At 71.9% G+C, this 14,727-nt stretch carries 17 protein-coding genes; 7 read left to right on the forward strand and 10 right to left on the reverse strand.

What is annotated here, in order from left to right; translation table 11 throughout:
- The first annotated feature begins 374 nt into the window (after positions 1-374).
- Positions 375-692, forward strand: coding sequence for a hypothetical protein (locus K329_RS30830; protein ID WP_157571679.1), 318 nt, complete (start codon positions 375-377; stop codon positions 690-692).
- 343 nt (positions 693-1,035) lie between these two features.
- Here K329_RS30830 and K329_RS0110880 read toward each other — a convergent pair whose 3' ends face one another.
- The 3 genes from K329_RS0110880 to K329_RS0110890 form a co-directional block, all read right to left on the reverse strand.
- Positions 1,036-2,601, reverse strand: a complete 1,566-nt coding sequence (locus tag K329_RS0110880; protein ID WP_028473054.1) for a peptide chain release factor 3 — start codon at positions 2,599-2,601, stop codon at positions 1,036-1,038.
- A 78-nt stretch (positions 2,602-2,679) separates the two neighbouring features.
- Positions 2,680-3,183 carry a hypothetical protein gene (locus tag K329_RS0110885; RefSeq protein WP_028473055.1) on the reverse strand — a complete coding sequence of 168 codons (504 nt, stop codon included), beginning with the start codon at positions 3,181-3,183 and terminating at the stop codon, positions 2,680-2,682.
- A 67-nt stretch (positions 3,184-3,250) separates the two neighbouring features.
- On the reverse strand, positions 3,251-3,595 hold the full coding sequence (locus tag K329_RS0110890; protein WP_028473056.1) for a tautomerase family protein: 345 nt from the start codon (positions 3,593-3,595) through the stop codon (positions 3,251-3,253).
- 165 nt (positions 3,596-3,760) lie between these two features.
- On the opposite strand from K329_RS0110890, the gene mraY reads away from it, so the two are divergent.
- Entirely contained in the window at positions 3,761-4,846 is a 1,086-nt protein-coding gene (gene mraY / locus K329_RS0110895) for a phospho-N-acetylmuramoyl-pentapeptide-transferase (protein ID WP_028473057.1), read from the forward strand.
- A 17-nt stretch (positions 4,847-4,863) separates the two neighbouring features.
- Here the strand turns inward: mraY and K329_RS0110900 are convergent, their stop codons facing one another.
- Positions 4,864-6,231, reverse strand: a complete 1,368-nt coding sequence (locus K329_RS0110900; RefSeq protein ID WP_028473058.1) for a cytochrome P450 — start codon at positions 6,229-6,231, stop codon at positions 4,864-4,866.
- A gap of 56 nt (positions 6,232-6,287) precedes the next feature.
- On the opposite strand from K329_RS0110900, the gene K329_RS0110905 reads away from it, so the two are divergent.
- Entirely contained in the window at positions 6,288-6,920 is a 633-nt protein-coding gene (locus K329_RS0110905; protein WP_028473059.1) for a TetR/AcrR family transcriptional regulator, read from the forward strand.
- A gap of 23 nt (positions 6,921-6,943) precedes the next feature.
- Complete coding sequence (locus K329_RS31250; RefSeq protein WP_028473060.1) at positions 6,944-7,369, forward strand: SRPBCC family protein; 426 nt, start codon at positions 6,944-6,946, stop codon at positions 7,367-7,369.
- 27 nt (positions 7,370-7,396) lie between these two features.
- Here K329_RS31250 and K329_RS30840 read toward each other — a convergent pair whose 3' ends face one another.
- From K329_RS30840 to K329_RS0110940, 6 genes are all read right to left on the reverse strand, one after another.
- Positions 7,397-7,957, reverse strand: coding sequence for a DUF4303 domain-containing protein (locus K329_RS30840; protein ID WP_028473061.1), 561 nt, complete (start codon positions 7,955-7,957; stop codon positions 7,397-7,399).
- On the reverse strand, positions 7,954-8,610 hold the full coding sequence (locus K329_RS30845; RefSeq protein WP_028473062.1) for a hypothetical protein: 657 nt from the start codon (positions 8,608-8,610) through the stop codon (positions 7,954-7,956). The genes K329_RS30840 and K329_RS30845 overlap by 4 nt, the downstream gene beginning before the upstream one ends.
- Entirely contained in the window at positions 8,607-11,000 is a 2,394-nt protein-coding gene (locus tag K329_RS0110925; RefSeq protein WP_028473063.1) for an ATP-binding cassette domain-containing protein, read from the reverse strand. Before K329_RS0110925 ends, K329_RS30845 begins: the two co-directional genes overlap by 4 nt.
- Positions 11,001-11,009: 9 nt before the next feature.
- Positions 11,010-11,420, reverse strand: a complete 411-nt coding sequence (locus K329_RS0110930; RefSeq protein ID WP_028473064.1) for a VOC family protein — start codon at positions 11,418-11,420, stop codon at positions 11,010-11,012.
- Positions 11,421-11,425: 5 nt separating this feature from the next.
- Positions 11,426-11,875 (reverse strand): helix-turn-helix transcriptional regulator, encoded by a 450-nt coding sequence (locus K329_RS0110935; protein WP_028473065.1) that lies wholly within the window; start codon positions 11,873-11,875, stop codon positions 11,426-11,428.
- Positions 11,876-12,053: 178 nt separating this feature from the next.
- Positions 12,054-12,665: a DUF3885 domain-containing protein gene (locus tag K329_RS0110940; RefSeq protein ID WP_052336746.1), complete on the reverse strand. Its 612-nt coding sequence runs from the start codon at positions 12,663-12,665 to the stop codon at positions 12,054-12,056.
- A 231-nt stretch (positions 12,666-12,896) separates the two neighbouring features.
- On the opposite strand from K329_RS0110940, the gene K329_RS0110945 reads away from it, so the two are divergent.
- The 3 genes from K329_RS0110945 to yidC are packed head-to-tail and all read left to right on the forward strand — an operon-like array spanning position 12,897 to position 14,727.
- Complete coding sequence (locus K329_RS0110945; RefSeq protein ID WP_028473067.1) at positions 12,897-13,505, forward strand: hypothetical protein; 609 nt, start codon at positions 12,897-12,899, stop codon at positions 13,503-13,505.
- 46 nt (positions 13,506-13,551) lie between these two features.
- On the forward strand, positions 13,552-13,863 hold the full coding sequence (locus tag K329_RS0110950; protein ID WP_028473068.1) for a hypothetical protein: 312 nt from the start codon (positions 13,552-13,554) through the stop codon (positions 13,861-13,863).
- A gap of 54 nt (positions 13,864-13,917) precedes the next feature.
- Positions 13,918-14,727: a membrane protein insertase YidC gene (gene yidC, locus K329_RS0110955; protein ID WP_028473069.1), complete on the forward strand. Its 810-nt coding sequence runs from the start codon at positions 13,918-13,920 to the stop codon at positions 14,725-14,727.

Below are 14,727 nucleotides of genomic sequence, written 5' to 3' on the forward strand. Positions count from 1 at the left end.
CAGCGCGGAAAGACGACTACCAGGGAATCCCCCACATTCCGCTGTCGAGGCGGGGGGCGAGACGATCGTCTCCTGCAGTGGCCAACTAGTCAATTATTGTTCAGTTGACATAAACCGTCAGGTCGGCGCAGCCGTCCGCCACTCCAGACAGAGCCCATTCCCGAACGGGCCGTGAAGGCATTCCCCTGGCGCGGAGACGTTCGCGTGCGGAGCGGTGCGTCGGGTCACCCTTCTCGCGAGCGCCGCGGCCGGAGAGCCCAGATGAGGAGTCCGCATTGAGCGGGAAGGATGAGACACACGGCAGGCAGACTCACCAATACAAACAGATCCATTGAGACCGATGGACTCTCCAACCACGGGTCAAGCGTCGCTGGTTGAGCGATCACCCATCCTTGCAGCAACCCGGCGGGAACGGTCGTCATGTGCAGTGCGACTGCATTCCGTTTATTCACGAGCAACTGCTGCAACGGGAGAACGCTCAAACCCACAGCGAGAACGAAGCCAGCGAAGAAGACTATGAAAACCGGATCGGGGTCAGCCTGGGTGTCGAATACCTCCACGCCCGAGGCGATGGCCACGCGCCCCACTTCCGCGACGACGCCCGTAAGGACGGCAACGGTATGTACCGTCACCAGCCCCCCAGTGAGAGAAGAACAGACGCGCAAGCAGAGGTGTGTTTTGCCACCTCATGATGATCGCTTTCGATTTTCGCAAGAACAGAGCGCCTGTACTCGGTTCTCGTTATTCTCTTCTGATCATCCTCGCCTGCGATGAGTTCGGTCAGCAGCAATCCGCAAACGCCGCTGGATCCATGAACGCGGGCACCATCCGGAGAACGTGACCTCACGACGGGCGGGCAGGGTTTCGGTGACGACGACAATGTCGTGAGTGGCCGACAGGCCGTTCGTCGAAGCGGTGGCAACCCGATGGCGACGGTCCTCGTGGACTGGTCCAACTGTGCGGTGCGCCACGAGCATCCGCTCGCCCGGTACGCCCCGTCGAGCCGGGCAGTGTGGCCGAGTGGCGCGCTGAGAGTCAGTTCCCGCCAGCAGGCAGTGCTTCGAGGAGCACGTCGGGATGGTCACGGGTCGTCGTCTTGGCTCGCCACTCGTCGACGAAGAGCGCCAGTCGCGTGCCGTCGCTGCGTGCCAGGACCTCGACGCCCCTGATGCCCTTCAACGCCTCGGCGCCGGCCGCGTCGGTGCGCCGGGCGACCGTGTAGTCGAGCCTGGAGAAGCGGATCGGGGAGTTGAACTCGTTGGTCATCCGGTCCTCGACCACCTCGAACTGCATCGGGCCGACCGCCGCGAGCACGGGGTTCTGGTCGCCACGCAGGTCGGAGCGCAGCACCTGCACCACGCCCTCCTGGTCGAGCTGCTCGATGCCCTTGCGGAACTGCTTGTAGCGACCGATGTCACCAGCGCTGGCCGTCACGAAGTGCTCGGGGGCGAACGACGGGACGGGCGGGTACTCGATCGAGTCGCCGACGTAGACGGTGTCCCCGACGCGGAGGGCGTTGGCGTTGACCAGGCCGATGATGTCGCCGGCCTCAGCGGTCTCGACCGAGGTCGTCTCGCGACCGAAGACGGCCTGGGCGAACTTGGTCGCGAAGGGCCGACCGGTGTCGGCGTGGGTGACGATCATCCCGCGCTCGAACGTGCCCGAGACCACGCGTGCATAGGCGAGGCGGTCGCGATGGTTGGCGTTCATCCCGGACTGCACCTTGAACACGAAGGCACTGAACTCGTCGTCGACCTCCCGGACCGAGCCGTCGACACCGGGCGTCTCGCGGGGCGCGGGCGCGATGTCGAGCAGCAGGTCGAGGAGCTGGGCGACTCCGAAGTTCTGCAGGGCCGATGCGAACATGACGGGCGTCGTCGTCCCGGCGAGGAAGAGCTCCTGATCGTGGTCGGCGTCGTCCAGGGCCAGCAGCTCGTGCTCCTCGACCGCGGCCGACCACACCTGCGCATCGTCCTCGTCGACCTCGCCGGACGCCATCCGCTTCTCCGGCGCCCGGGTGGCCCCGCCGGCCATCCGCGTGTACTTCACGAACTCGCCCGTCCGACGGTCCAGCACGCCGCGGAAGTCGCCGGCCTCCCCCACCGGCCAGGTCAGAGGAGTCGGACGGAGCTTGATCTTCTGCTCGATCAGGTCCATCAGCCCCAGCGCCGAGAGGCCCGGGCGGTCCCACTTGTTGATGACCGTGATCACCGGGATCCCCCGTAGCGCGCAGACCTTGAAGAGCTTGAGGGTCTGCGGCTCCAGCCCCTTGCCCGCGTCGACGAGCATCACGGCCGAGTCGACCGCGGACAGGACTCGGTAGGTGTCCTCCGAGAAGTCGCTGTGCCCGGGGGTGTCGACCAGGTTGATCACGTGGTCGCGGTAGACGAACTGCAGCGCGGCCGAGGTGATCGAGATACCGCGCGCCTTCTCCATCGCCATCCAGTCCGACACCGTGGCCCGGCGCTCACCCTTGCCATGGACAGCGCCCGCCTCCGTGATCGCCCGCGCGTGCAACGCGAGCGCCTCCGTCAGGGTCGACTTGCCCGCGTCAGGGTGGCTGATGACGGCGAAGGTGCGGCGAGGGCGGGTGTCTGGCACCGAGCCAATCTACCGGTGACACACCCCGACCGACGTTTCGCGGTCGCCTCGGGCCTCTCCGTCCTCGCTCCGCGCACCTCAGGCAGGTGCCGTCGGCGGTCCGAACGAGAACCAGGTGGCCCGGTAGTCCTGGGTGGCGCCGGGGTCGAAACCGCAGCGGCCCTTGAAGACCGTCTGGACGTACGCCTCGTCCAGGTCGGGCCACGACGGCTCCTCGGGCAGTCGCATGCCCCGCTCGCGCTGGCCACCGTCCTCGGGGTCGGCAGCGACGTACCGGTCCGTCCCGTCGCCCACGACCTGCAGGCTGTAGACCGACACCGAGTCCCACACGGTCGTGAACAACGCCTCGGTCCCGAGACGCTTCGCCAGACGGGTGTCGACGCCGTACGGGGACTTCATGGGGCCGGCCACCACGACCACGTGGCGTCCTGCCGCAGTGTCGACCTCGGCGATCGTGACACCGGACGGGCCGGTCCAGGGCGCGGGCACCGGGGCCCCGACGACGTCCTCGCCGTCGAAGGCCAGGAGGAACTGCGACAACGTCGTGTCGCGGAAGACGTTGACGTCGTACCGAGAACCCACGGCCGGGATGCTAGCAACGTTGTTCCGACCCGCCGACCCGCCGACCCGCCGACCGGCGCCGGTGGGCTCAGAGAACGGTCTTGGTGTAGCCCGTCAGCTCGCGCAGCTCGGTCGTCACCTGGGTCCCGCCACGGGCCGGTACGGCGGCCGCGACCGCGTCGGTCAGCGTCCTCGAGATCCGCTCGTGCAGCTCGGTCGACCGCCCGGGCAGGACGCCCAGCAACACCGCGACGAACGCGCCGCCGGAATCGGGGTGGTCGACGGAGAAGTCGTCGAGCCGACGGATCCTCGCCTTGGTGGACGCCATGTCGAACTCCCCCAGCCCGGCCAGCGCCGCGACGGCCGCGTCGAGCACCTCCCGGGCGTCGAGGTCGGTCAGGTTCGCGGTGTACTCGATCTCCAGCTGGGGCACGGGTGAAGTATCCCCCGCTCCCCTCCCCTGCGGTCGCGAGCTCGCGACTGCCCCCACGGTGCGCCCCCGACGACCGGACGCGGCGCCGCGCCACAATGACCACGGCGGCTCGGGCCCGCCTCGGGGTCGACGGGACCCGACCAGCACTCGGGGGAGGACGGGGTCGTGCGGGCACTTCTGTTGAGCGGCGGACTGGCGGCGGTCCTCTCCCTCTTCGGGACCCGGGTCGCCATCGGGTGGTTCGTCCGGCACGGGTTCGGCCAACCCATCAGGGACGACGGACCGACGACGCACCACGTCAAGCGCGGCACCCCCACCATGGGCGGCATCGCCATCGTGCTGAGCGCCGTGGCGGCGTACCTCGTCGCCACGCTCGCGACCGGCAGGACCCCGAGCGCCAGCGCCTGGCTCCTGATGCTCCTCTTCCTCGGCTGCGGGGCCGTCGGGTTCCTCGACGACTTCATCAAGGTCTCCACGAAGGACAACCAGGGGCTCAGCAGCCGCCGGAAGATGGCCGGGCAGACGGTGGTGGCCCTCGTGTTCGGCATCCTCGCCACCCGGTTCTTCGCCGACGAGCGGGGTGTCGCGCCCGCCTCGCAGCACCTGTCCACGACCCAGGACTGGGGCGTCAAGCTGCCGCTCGTCGTGGTGCTGCTGCTCATCTGGTTCATCGTCGCCGCGACGTCGAACGGTGCCAACCTCACCGACGGTGCCGACGGCCTGCTGGCCGGCGCAGCCGCGTTGATCGTCGGGGCCTACGTGATCGTCAACGTCTGGCAGAGCAACCAGCAGTGCGGCTCCGCGCGCCCGGACATGGTCGCGTCGAGGTGCTACGAGGTCCGGGACCCGCTCGACCTCGCCGTCTTCGCGGCCGCCATCGCCGCCGCGTGCGTCGGGTTCCTGTGGTGGAACGCCAAGCCCGCCCGCATCATCATGGGCGACGTCGGCTCCCTCGCCATCGGTGGCGCGGTGGCCGGCCTGGCGATCATGTCGCGCACCGAGCTGCTCATGGCCGTCATCGCCGGGCTGTTCGTTCTGGAGACGATGTCGGTGCTGCTGCAGATGACCTACTTCAAGCTGACCCGGCGCTTCACCGGCACGGGGCGTCGGCTCTTCCGCATCGCCCCGATCCACCACCACTTCGAGCACCTGGGGTGGGAGGAGGTCACGGTGGTGATGCGGTTCTGGATCGTCGCCGGGATCTGCGTGGCGGCCGGCCTGGGGATCTTCTACGCCGCCTGGCTGGGCTGAACGACCCGCCCTCTCCCCTACGCCCCCAGCGCCACCGGCAGCGTCAGGTAGCCGCGCAGGATGCGGGTCGAGCGCCGACGAGCACCGGGCCGCACCTGCAGGTCCAGGAACCGCTCGTGCAGGCGCTGCAGGGCCACGCGTCCCTCCATCCGGGCGAGCGACGCGCCGAGGCAGTAGTGCCGCCCCGACGAGAACGAGACGTGCTCCTTCGCCTCGGGGCGGGTGACGTCGAAGGCGTGCGGGTCGGTGAACACACTGGGGTCGCGGTTGGCGCCGGCGAGCAGCGTGGTGACGAGCGATCCCGCGCGCACCGGGGTGCCGGCGATCGTGGTGTCGCGCTCGACCGTGCGTCCCGTGAGCAGCACCGGAGGGTCGTAGCGGAGCACCTCCTCCACGACGTTGGCCCACATCTGGTCGTCGGCGACGGCAGCGGCACGCTGGTCTGGGTGCTCGGCCAGCAGCGCGATCCCGTTGCCGATCAGGTTGACGGTCGTCTCGAACCCGGCCGCGAGGACGAGGCCGGCGGTGTTCTTCAGCTCGACGTCCGTGAGGGCCGTCCCGTCGTCGTCCCGCGCGGCCACCAGCTGGCTCAGCAGGTCGTCACCCGGCTCCCGGCGCACGCGTTCCACGTGCCGGTCGAGCCACTCGTCGAAGCGCCGCAGCGACCGGTCGACCCCGAGGAAGGTCGGCAGGCCCAGGCCCATGTCGAGGCTGGGGGCGGCGCCGGCGCCGAACGCCCGGACGAGGTCGCTCTCCTCGAGCGGGACGCCCAGGATCTCGCAGATGACCTGGACCGGCAGCCGCGCGCAGTACAGCTCGACCACGTCGACCACCTCGCCCCGGCCCGAGGCCTCGACCAGGTCGTCGAGCAAGCGGTCGGCGATCTGCTCGGTGCGCTCCTCGAGCTGCCGCACGGCCTTGGCCGAGAACACCCGCGTCACCAGTCGGCGCAGCCGCGTGTGGTCGGGGGGCTCGATCGCCAGGAGGGAGGGCGGCTGGAGCGGCCCGATCGGCGCCGAGGCCTGGGCCCACTCCCCCAGCCGGCCGAGCACCCCGCCGCCGACGCGGTCGATGCCGGCGCGCACGTCGGGGCTGCCGAGCACCTCCTTCACGGTGTCGAGGTGGGCCGTGACGTAGGAGAGGCGCGAACGGTAGAGCTGCCCGGCGGCCCGGATCTCGTCGAACACCTCGACGGGCATCGCTCCGGCGCGGTTGGCCTCCATCAGAGCCCGGGCGTGCAGGTCGCCGCCACGGGCGCTCACCCGCAGGGCGGCCCAGGGAACCGCGTGCCCGAGGCCCCACCGCGTGCCGGACTGCGCGGCTCGCCGGGCGTCGAGGCGCGCCTGGGGTCGCGCCTGCTGGACCTGTGTCGGGGTGCTGGTCACGGGGAGCTCCGTTCGATACCGATTGGTATCGGATACGTTCCGGTATCGTGCCCGTCGTGTCAACCTCCTCCGGGCAGCTCCCGACCCGACGACCGCGACGCGACGAGGTGCGGGCCACCATCCTCTCCGCCGCCACCCGCGTGTTCGCCCGACGCGGCATCGACGCGGCGAGCGTCGACGACGTCGCCACGGCTGCCGGCTACACGAAGGGCGCCGTCTACTCGAACTTCGAGAACAAGGACGGCCTCGTCGCGGCCCTCGTCGAGGACCACACCGCCGCCTACCTCGCGCTCGGCCTCGCCGCGGCGGCCTCGGCGGACGGCGCCCTGGCGTCGAGGGCCCAGGCGCTGGGCGACCGGCTCGACGCCGCCACCGAGGAGGAGCGCGACTGGCACCTCCTCTTCGTCGAGCTGTGGCAGCGCGCCGTACGGGAGGACCCGTCGGCCGACGGGTTCCGCGAGCGCCGTACGGCGATGCGCGACGCCATCGCCACCGCCGTGCGCGAGCACGCCGAGGCGTCCGGAGCCGACCTCGTCCTCCCGGCCGAGCACCTCGCCGTGGCGATCATGGCGCTCGCCAACGGGATGGCGCTCGAGCGCCTGGTCGCCGCCGACGACGTGCCCGACGGCCTGACCGGGCGCCTGCTGGCCGAGCTGGCCACGTCGTTCTCCCGACCCCGGACCCCCTGACCCCGACCTCCCGAGGAGCACCCGTGCAGACCAGCAGCACCACCGTCATCGCGCGTCCCGTCACCGACGTGTGGGAGGCCCTCGCCGACCACCGCGGGATCTCCCGATGGGCTCCCGGGCTCCGGGTCACCGTCGACGACAGCGCGGCGACCGTCCCGGGCGGCGTGGGCGCCGTACGGCGCATCGCGGCACGGGTCGGGCCCACCGTCGTGGAGCGGATCACCGCGTTCGAGCCCGGCCGGCGCCTGGCGTACGAGGCGCTCGGCGGCCTGCCCTTCCGTGACTACCGCGGTGTCGTGGACCTGCGCGCTCGGGGCGCGGCCGAGACCGAGGTGACGTGGACGCTCAGTGCCCGCCCCCGCGTGCCGGTCCTCGAGCGGCTCGCCCTGGCCGGCGTGACCCGCCTGCTGCTCAGCCGCTTCGCCGCGGCGACGCGTCGCTCTCGCTGACGTGGTGGGGGCTCCGACCCAGCCCGTTCACCGCGCCCCCACGTACGCCGCGAACTCGGCCGCGACGGCCGGAGGGTTGCAGCGTTCGATCCAGCCCACCTGCTGCTCGGCACCGAGCTCGTGGTCCGAGACCTCCACCACCCGGACCGCGTGCGGGTAGGCGTCGAACCACCCCGACGTGTGGATCTGCGTCATCGCCTCCGCGCACAGCTCCCACACGCTGGACCGGAGCTGGCGGAACGTGAGCCCCTCTCCGTCGTCAGCCTGGTCCTGGAGCGCATCGAGCCGCTGCTGCAGGGGGCCGAGGGGGTCGGCCAGGCCGCGCTCGCGCAGGGTCATGAAGTCCCTGCCCCACTCCTGCGCCGACCACCGGAGGTGGTCCACGGCGCCGGGGTGCTGCGCGACCAGGGCGTCGTACGTCGCGCGCGTGCCGGCCGCGGCCACGACGGTCCCGCCGTCGGCGTCCGAGTAGAGGGCGAACCCGATCACCTCCGACGCCGGCACGTCGTCCACCAGCAAGGCGAAGGACCGACGCGCACCCTCCACCACCTCGGGCAGCAGGTCGGCGACGAGCGGGTGCATGCTCATCGGCCCGCCGCCGCGAACGACTTCCAACCGAGCGACGTGTCGCCCATGACCCGCTGGGCCTGCGCCGGCGCCATCTTCACGAGGGGCGTCGAGAGGTCGTCGGGCTGCGGCAGCTCGGTGGACTGCATGGTGCTCGGCGTCCACCCGGCCGTCGTGCGCACCATGACGCCCCCGATCTTCAGCCAGCGCGAGCTCCCGTCGACGGTGACGACGACGAGCGCGTCGAGCATGACCATGGCCGGGGCGGCAGCATCGCCCGAGTGCCCGTACGTCGTGTAGGCGCCCGGCGTGAAGTCGACGACCGCCTCGGCGCCGGGCTCGATCACCCGCACCATGCCGGCGGACATCAGGTCGAGCGAGGGCAGCTCGGCACGGACGAGGCGCGGGTCGGCCCGCGCGCCCTCCGACGTCAGCACCCAGCCAGCGGTGTCGGCGAAGGCGGCGACCGCGTCGTCGACCGTCGATCCGTCCACCGACGTCACCGTGGCGGGCGGCTCCGCCGTCGAGAACCTCCGTCCGCGGACGGCGCCCGGTCGCAGCAGGCCCTGCGGCTCCGGGAACGACGGCGCCCTCCTTCGGACCGCGACCGCGACCAGGGCCCCGACCGCGACCACCACCGCGACCAGGACGAGCAGGACCCCCGAGTCGTTCACGCACTTCCCCCGACGTACGCCGCGAGGTGCTCACCCGTCAGCGTCGACCGCGCCGCGACGAGGTCCGCCGGCGTGCCCTCGTAGACGACCGTGCCACCGTCGTGGCCGGCCCCCGGACCGAGGTCGATGATCCAGTCGGCGTGCGCCATCACCGCCTGGTGGTGCTCGATCACGATGACGGACTTGCCACCGTCGACGAGCCGGTCGAGCAGGCCGAGCAGCTGCTCGACGTCGGCGAGGTGGAGACCGGTGGTCGGCTCGTCGAGCACGTAGACCCCGCCCTTCTCCCCCAGGTGGGACGCGAGCTTGAGCCGCTGGCGCTCGCCGCCCGACAGCGTGGTCAGCGGTTGTCCGAGGCTCACGTAGCCGAGGCCGACGTCGTCCAGCCGCTCCAGGATCTTGTGGGCCGCGGGCAGCCTCGCGTCGCCCGCGGCGAAGAACTCGACCGCTTCGGAGACCGGCATCGCGAGCACCTCGCTGATGTCGCGCCCGCCGAACGTGTAGTCGAGCACCTCGGCCTGGAACCGCTTGCCCTCGCAGACCTCGCAGGGCGCCGCGACGCCCGCCATCATCCCGAGGTCGGTGAAGACGACGCCCGCCCCGTTGCAGTTCGGGCAGGCGCCCTCGGAGTTCGCGCTGAAGAGCGCGGGCTTCACCCCGTTCGCCTTGGCGAAGGCCTTGCGGATCGGCTCGAGCAGACCCGTGTACGTCGCGGGGTTGCTGCGCCGGGACCCCTTGATCGGCGCCTGGTCCATCGCCACGACCCCGTCGCGGCCCGCCACCGACCCGTGGACGAGCGAGCTCTTCCCCGAGCCCGCCACCCCGGTCACCACCACCAGCACGCCGAGCGGGATGTCGACGTCGACGTCCTTCAGGTTGTGCGACGACGCCGCGCGCACCTCGAGCGCGGCGGTCGACGTACGCACCGAGGGCTTGAGCAAGGCCCGGTCGTCGAGGTGGCGGCCAGTGACGGTGTCGCTGGCCCTCAGTCCGTCGAGGGACCCCTGGAAGACGATCTCGCCCCCGGCCGTGCCGGCCCCTGGGCCGAGGTCGACGACGTGGTCGGCGATCGCGATGGTCTCGGGCTTGTGCTCGACCACCAGGACCGTGTTGCCCTTGTCGCGCAGCTGGAGCAGCAGGTCGTTCATGCGCTGGATGTCGTGGGGGTGCAGGCCGATGGTCGGCTCGTCGAAGACGTAGGTGACGTCGGTGAGCGAGGAGCCGAGGTGCCGGATCATCTTGGTGCGCTGTGCCTCGCCGCCCGAGAGCGTGCCGGCCGGCCGGTCGAGCGAGAGGTAGCCCAGGCCGATGTCGACGAAGGAGTCGAGCGAGTGCCGCAGCGCGCCCAGGAGCGGCGCGACCGACGGCTCGTCGAGCTCGGCCACCCAGGTGGCGAGGTCGCTGATCTGCAGGGAGCACAGGTCGGCGATGCTGCGGCCGGCGATCTTCGACGACCGTGCGCCCTCGTTCAGCCGGGTGCCGTCGCAGTCGGGGCAGGTCGCGAAGGTGACCGCACGCTCGACGAAGGCCCGGACGTGGGGCTGCATCGCCTCCACGTCCTTCGAGAGGTAGGACTTCTGGATCTGGGGGATCAGCCCGACGTACGTGAGGTTGACGCCCTCGATCTTGAGCTTCGTGGGCTCCTTGTGGAGGAAGTCGTCGAGCTCCCGCTCGGTGTACTTCTTGATCGGCTTGTCGGGGTCGAGGAAGCCGCAGCCGCGGTAGATGCGGCCGTACCAGCCCTCCATGCTGTAGCCCGGCACGGTGAGCGCACCCTCGTTGAGCGAGAGGTCCTCGTCGTACAGGGCGGTGAGGTCGATGTCGTTGACGACGCCACGACCCTCGCAGCGCGGGCACATGCCGCCCGTGACGCTGAAGGTGCGGCGCTCCTTGGTCTGCCGGCCGCCGCGCTCGACCGTGATCGCGCCGGCGCCCGACACGGAGGGCACGTTGAAGGAGTAGGCCTGCGGCGATCCGATGGACGGGTCGCCGAGCCGGCTGAACAGGATGCGCAGCATCGCGTTGGCGTCGGTGGCGGTGCCGACCGTGGAGCGCGGGTCCGACCCGATCCGCTCCTGGCCGACGATGATCGCGGTGGTGAGGCCGTCGAGCAGGTCGACGTCCGGGCGGGCCAGGGTCGGCATGAAGCCCTGCACGAACGCGCTGTAGGTCTCGTTGATCATGCGCTGCGACTCGGCCGCGATCGTGCCGAACACCAGCGAGCTCTTGCCCGAACCGGACAGCCCGGTGAAGACGGTCAGTCGACGCTTGGGGATCTCGACGCTGACGTCCTTGAGGTTGTTCACCCGCGCGCCGTGCACCCGGATCAGGTCGTGGGTGTCGGCGACGTGCACCGGCTCCCCCGCCGGCGACTGGCTCTCCGTGCTCATGCTCCTCGCTCAGCGCCTCTCCTGGATCCGGACCATGGCCCCCGCGGGATCGCGGAAGGCGCAGTCGCGCACGCCGTACGGCTGCTCGATCGGCTCCTGGACGACCTCCGCCCCGCTGGCCTGCACGCTCTCGAAGGTGGCGTCGAGGTCGGCGGTGGCGAGCAGCAGGGAGGCGTAGGTGCCCTTCGCCATCATCTCCGCGATCGTGCGGCGCTCGTCGTCCGTGAGTCCCGGGGTGGCGGCCGGTGGGTGCAGGACGATCGAGGTGTCGGGCTGGCCGACCGGGCCGACGGTGATCCAGCGCATGCCCTCGTACCCGACGTCGAGGCGCACCTCGAACCCGAGCGTGTCGCGGTAGAAGGCGAGCGAGGCCTCCGGGTCGCTGTGCGGGAGGAACGTCGAGTGAATGGTGAGGTCCATGGCGCTCACGCTAGGTGCCGCTCGGGCCGTCGGGCTTCTCGATTCCTGACCGGTCGCGTCACCTGCTTGGCGACGCACGCGGGCAGGCCCGTGGTCGCCTCCGACTCCCGGGCGCGGTAGACGCTCGGCGGCACGCCGACCAGCTCCGTGAAGCGCGTGCTGAACGTGCCCAGCGACGAGCACCCCACCGCGAAGCAGACCTCGGTCACGCTCAGGTCGCCCCGCCGCAGGAGCGCCATGGCGCGCTCGATGCGCCGGGTCATCAGGTAGGAGTACGGCGACTCGCCGTACGCCCGCCGGAACTCCCGGCTCAGGTGGCCGGCCGAGAGGTGGACGCCCCGCGCCAGCGCCTCGACGTCGAGGGGCTGGGCGTAGTCACGGTCCATGCGGTCGCGCACACGGCGCAGCAGGGCCAGGTCGCGCAGACGCTGCTCGTCCGACGGGCTGCTGGTCACGCCCCGATCGTGCCAGCAGGCGACGCCGCCGTCACGTCATTCGACGGACCGGCGAGAGGCACGGGGGGTGCCCATCGTGCCGGCCGCCCGTGTGCGTCAGTCGGCCGCGCGGCCCTGCGCGGCCGGCAGTGACGGTGGAGGTTCAGGACGGTGCGGCCAGGTCGACCGTCATCCGGCGTCACAGTCCATCGACACGGGGCGCCACCCAGGAGGCGTGGCGATCGGCGAGCGCGGCACGTTCCTCGACGGACGCCGCGATGACGTCCGCGCCTCCGTCGTACGGGTGGTAGAGCCAGGCCAGAGTCGAGTCGGTGAGGATCACGTCCGCGTCCAGCTCGTCAGCGACGAGCAGGAGCAGGTCGTCGATCGCGGCACCGGCGGCCGGGGCCAGTGCGACGAACAGGTGCGTCCACCAGTCGCGCCCTCCGGCGTCCCGGTCGTGCACGAAGGAACGCCAGGAGGTCGGCTCCAGAGCGAAGGCCGGGCGCTCCCGGACGCGCGGGCGTGGTCGCGGACTCCATGAGCCGAGGACCACCACGAGCTCACCGTCGGCTGCGTGTAGATCGGCGAGCACGTCACGGTGCCGCCGGACCACCTCGGCTCGTTCGGCTGCCGACTCCGGGTAGCGCTTCGACTCCGGCAGGCTGTGGAACCGCACCCACCGCGATCGAAGACGGTCACGCAGCTCGTAGCCGACCGGTCGGCCCCCCGGGTACCGATCGGCCCACGCCGACGTCAGCCACTCCCACCGGTCGTCGGGCGCGATCTCGCGCCAGCCGGGAAGCCTCATCGTGTCTCCTCCACGTGTTCGTCGAGATCCTCCCAGGACCACGATCCGGGGACGCTGACCGTCCGACCCCTTCCCCGTTTCCCCGCACCGTCGCGCGGGAAGACCCTCGCCGGCCCGACCGCCGCCCCCGGCGACCGGGCGGGGACGAGAGACGAGGGACCTGATGGACGACGAGACCGGGGCGGACCGCCTCGCCGACGACGGACCTGACCGACCGCCACGAGCGATCGCGTGACGACTCCGGCCGAGCGCGACGACCCGGTGCTCGCGGCGACCCCCGACGCCTTCCACCGGGAGACGCGTCGCGCCCTCACCGCTGTCTTCGCTGTCCTCGCCCTCACCGCCTCCGCCCTGCTCGTGGTGGCGGTGGCCTCCTTCACCGACCTCCGCCGCGACGTCGCCTCCACCGAACCGCCCGCGGTGGCCGTCGCCGTCGCCGTCGGCGTGGTGCTCCTCCCGACCTGGCTGCTCGCGTACGCGGTGACGGGCCTCCGCACGCGTACGGCGCGGTGGCGCCGCCGCGAGACCGACGCGGTCCTGGTCCGTCGCCGCCGTCGCCACCCCGGCGGACCGGACGCCGCCGCCGCGCTCCACGCGACGTACTCCCGTGACGACCCGGCCCGGTTCCCTCCGCGGCCCGCGTGGTTCCGCCGCGGCGACGTCGTGGTCACCACCTACGCCGACGTGCCGGCGCACGTCCTCCTCGTCTCGGTGGTCGCTCGCACCGCCGCCGGCCCGGTCCCGCTCCCCCTCGTGCGCCGCGACGGTTGGGCGGCCACGCGGTACGGCGCCCCGCCCGAGACCGGGGCCGACGCCGCGGGGCCGGTGAGCTCGGCCTGACGACGGGCCCGGCCGCGACCGCGCTCCACCGGTTACAGTTCCGCCCATGACCCGGGGCCTGCACAGCGTGACCACGCCGGTCCGCCTCGCGCTCGTCGCCCTCGTCACCACCGTCCTGGCCCTCGTCGCCCCGGCGGCCCTGCTCGGCCCGTCCGGCACCACCGACGCGCTCGCGGTCGCCGTCGTCACCCTCGCGCTCACCGCGCTCGCACGGCCCGCGCTGAGCCGCGCCGTGCTCCTCGCCACCGCCGGTCACGGGGTCCCGCCCACGACGTACGCGGCCCGCCCGACCCTGCGGGGTCGCGTCACCGACACCGTGCACCACCCGCTCCTCCCCCGTGCCCCCGGACTCGGCTGACCCTCGCCCCGCGCGAGCCTCCGCCACCCGTCCGCACCGCCCCCAGGAGCACCCGTGTCCGTCCTCGATCCCCTCTCGCACGCCCTCGCCGGCGTCGTCGCCACCGCCCACACCGCCCTCACCTCGCTCGGCACCGACGCGTCGTCGAGCACGACCTGGGTCCTCAGCATCGCCGCGGTCGTCGTCACCGTCCGGCTCGCGGTGCTGCCCCTCGCCGTCCACGGCGTCCGCACCGCCCACGCGTCCGCCCGCGCCCGCCCCCAGCTGCAGGAGCTCACGAAGAAGTACAAGGGCCGCAGGGACACCGAGAGCCTCCGCGCCCTCACCGAGGAGCGCCGCCGCATCTCCGCCGAGCACGGTGTCTCCCGCTGGGGCTGCCTTCCCGTGCTCGTGCAGCTGCCCATCTGGTTCGCGCTCTACCACCTGGTCTCCGACGTCGCCGCCGGTCACCCGGTCGGCGCCATGGGGAGCGACCTGGTGGCCTCGCTCGGCGCCGCGACGCTGGCCGGGGTCCCGCTCGCCGGTCGGGGGTACGTCGGCGGCGGCGCCGCCCACCTCGCCGTGGTCGCCGGGCTGGCCGCCACCGCGGCGCTGCTCTCCTTCGTCACCCAGCACTACCTCGTGCGCACCAACATGAGCGTGGCCGACCTCCCGGAGGCGGTCGCCAACGCGCAGCGGATCATGCCGGCGCTGTCCGCCGGCGGCCTGCTCCTCGCCGGCGGGGTCGTCCCGGTGGCGCTGCTCGTCTACTGGGTCTGCAACAACCTCTGGACCCTCGCCCAGTCGGCCGTCGTGTGGCGCTGGTTCCCCACGCCCGGCTCCCCCGCCGCGGCGCGGGCCGCCGTGCGCACGGCGGCTCCCTGA

Source organism: Nocardioides alkalitolerans DSM 16699 (assembly GCF_000426525.1).
Taxonomy (GTDB): Bacteria; Actinomycetota; Actinomycetes; order Propionibacteriales; family Nocardioidaceae; genus Nocardioides; species Nocardioides alkalitolerans.

Bases quoted from the DNA above. Each gene is read 5' to 3' on its own strand.
- K329_RS30840 (WP_028473061.1), bottom strand. From the start codon at position 7,957: ATGAGCATGCACCCGCTCGTCGCCGACCTGCTGCCCGAGGTGGTGGAG.
- K329_RS0110925 (WP_028473063.1), bottom strand. From the start codon at position 11,000: ATGAGCACGGAGAGCCAGTCGCCGGCGGGGGAGCCGGTGCACGTCGCC.
- K329_RS0110930 (WP_028473064.1), bottom strand. From the start codon at position 11,420: ATGGACCTCACCATTCACTCGACGTTCCTCCCGCACAGCGACCCGGAG.
- K329_RS0110940 (WP_052336746.1), bottom strand. From the start codon at position 12,665: ATGAGGCTTCCCGGCTGGCGCGAGATCGCGCCCGACGACCGGTGGGAG.
- K329_RS0110950 (WP_028473068.1), top strand. From the start codon at position 13,552: ATGACCCGGGGCCTGCACAGCGTGACCACGCCGGTCCGCCTCGCGCTC.